Here is a 2,404-nt window from a genome sequence, read left to right as displayed (position 1 = left end):
TGCAGCGCATCACAGCAGTTGTGATGGCAGCCTATACCGTCATCCTGTTGATCTGCTTTTTCAGCGCCCGCCGTTTTTCGCACGCAGGCTGGGTGGCGATTTTTGCGAATCGATGGATGAAGCTGGCCGCATCCATCGCGCTGCTCGCTTTGTGCTATCACGCTTGGGTTGGAATGCGCAATATCTGGATGGACTACATCAAGCCTTTTTCGATACGGCTGACGCTGATGACGCTGACCCTCCTCTGGCTGCTCGGATGCGCGGGCTATGGCGTGCAAATTCTGTGGAATTCCAACCTCTCAGGAGCTTCGCACAGCCGCGCTGGCGGCGTTGCGCCTCCTTGCCGTACAGCTGTACTGTCTGCGTCGGCGCGCCTTGCCAGCACGGCTGTGCGAAGCTCCTATCTCTCTTAATGGATTTTAAGTAGTGGTTGCCATTCAAAATTCCCTGCCGCGCCGCCGTTTCGACGTTGTCATTGTGGGCGCGGGCGGTTCCGGGATGCGCGCTTCCCTGCAGCTCGCGCAGGCGGGCCTGTCGGTTGCGGTTCTGTCGAAAGTATTCCCGACCCGTTCTCACACCGTCGCCGCGCAAGGCGGCATCGGCGCTTCGCTCGGCAATATGAGCGAAGACAACTGGCATTACCATTTTTACGATACGGTCAAGGGTTCCGACTGGCTCGGTGATCAAGACGCAATTGAATTTATGTGTCGCGAAGCGCCGAATGCCGTGTATGAACTGGAGCACTTTGGGATGCCTTTCGACCGCAACCCCGATGGCACGATCTATCAGCGTCCATTTGGCGGGCATACGGTGAATTATGGCGAAAAACCCGTTCAACGCGCCTGCGCGGCGGCGGATCGGACCGGCCACGCCCTGCTTCATACCCTTTACCAGCAAAATGTCAAATCCAGAACCCGGTTTCTGGTCGAATGGATGGCGCTCGATTTAATTCGGGATGCGGACGGTGACGTGCTCGGCGTCGTTGCGCTCGAAATGGAAACCAGCGATGTGCACATCCTCGAAGCCAAATGCACATTGTTCGCAACGGGCGGCGCGGGACGTATTTATGCGGCATCGACGAATGCCTTCATTAATACGGGCGACGGGCTTGGCATGGCCGCGCGCGCCGGCATCCCGCTGCAAGATATGGAATTCTGGCAGTTCCATCCGACGGGCGTCGCGGGCGCGGGCGTTCTCATTACGGAAGGCGTGCGCGGCGAAGGCGGGATTTTGCGCAACGCGAACGGCGAGCGTTTTATGGAACGCTATGCGCCGACGCTGAAAGATCTCGCGCCGCGCGATTTCGTCTCGCGCGCGATGGATCAGGAAATCAAGGAAGGCCGCGGCTGCGGGCCGGATAAAGCGTATGTGCTGCTCGATCTATCGCATATCGGCGCTGAAACGATCCACAAACGGTTGCCATCGATTCGAGAAATCGCGCTCAAATTCGCAAACGTGGATTGCGTCCGGGAAGCGATTCCGGTTGTACCGACCATCCATTACCAAATGGGCGGCATCCCGACCAATATTCACGGTCAGGTCATCGGCAAACCAGGCGACTGTTACGCGCCGGTCCACGGTTTTTACGCGGTTGGCGAATGCGCCTGCGTCTCCGTGCACGGCGCAAACCGGCTCGGCACCAATTCATTGCTTGATCTGGTCGTCTTCGGGCGCGCCGCTGGAAAACATATGGTCCAAACCGCCAAAGCGCAGCATCACAAACCGCTGCCGGCGAATGCCGCGGAACGCGCCCTTGCGCGTCTGGCGCTGCTGGATGCGTCCACTTCGGGCGAATATGCGCAATGCGTGGCCGACGATATCCGCACAACGATGCAGGCGCACGCGGGCGTGTTTCGCACCGCTGAACTGCTCGCGCAGGGCGCTGCAAAGATAAATGCGTTGGCCGCCCGCACTCGGCGCATCCATCTGAAAGACAAATCGAAGGTCTTTAATACCGCGCGCATCGAAGCGCTGGAATTGGATAATTTAATTGAAGTGGCGCGCGCAACGATGATTTCCGCCGCAGCGCGCACAGAAAGCCGCGGCGCGCATGCGCACCGAGATTATCCAAAGCGGGACGATCAACATTGGCTGCGCCATACGTTGTGGTATAGCGTTAATGATCGTTTGGAATATAAGCCGGTGCAGCTTAAGCCATTAACGGTGGAAAGCATTCCGCCCAAAGCGCGCACTTTCTAGCGCATTTTCTGGATCACACAATGAGCAAACGTATTTTTGACATTTATCGCTACGATCCCGACCAGGATACCGCGCCGCGCATGCAGCGCTATGAACTGGAACTGAATCCAGATGACCGGATGCTGCTCGATGTATTGATCCGGCTGAAATCCATCGATGAATCGCTTGCATTCCGCCGCTCGTGCCGCGAAGGCGTGTGCGGCTC

General features: G+C 57.9%; 2 protein-coding genes and 1 pseudogene. All 3 read left to right on the top strand.

The annotated features are described in order from the left end of the window. A pseudogene (gene sdhD / locus CAGGBEG34_RS10460) lies at positions 1-287 on the top strand (succinate dehydrogenase, hydrophobic membrane anchor protein); the annotation flags it as partial. Positions 288-426: 139 nt separating this feature from the next. Beyond that, complete coding sequence (sdhA, locus tag CAGGBEG34_RS09025) at positions 427-2,199, top strand: succinate dehydrogenase flavoprotein subunit (RefSeq protein ID WP_006683331.1); 1,773 nt, start codon at positions 427-429, stop codon at positions 2,197-2,199. Between the two features lie 20 nt (positions 2,200-2,219). Continuing rightward, positions 2,220-2,404 (top strand): 2Fe-2S iron-sulfur cluster-binding protein (locus CAGGBEG34_RS09020; RefSeq protein WP_042688496.1); only part of this gene is annotated, 185 nt, incomplete at its 3' end.

Source organism: Candidatus Glomeribacter gigasporarum BEG34 (assembly GCF_000227585.1).
Lineage (GTDB): Bacteria > Pseudomonadota > Gammaproteobacteria > Burkholderiales > Burkholderiaceae > Glomeribacter > Glomeribacter gigasporarum_B.
The sequence above is the reverse complement of the archived record's forward strand: the minus strand, read 5'-3'. Positions and strand labels throughout refer to the sequence as shown.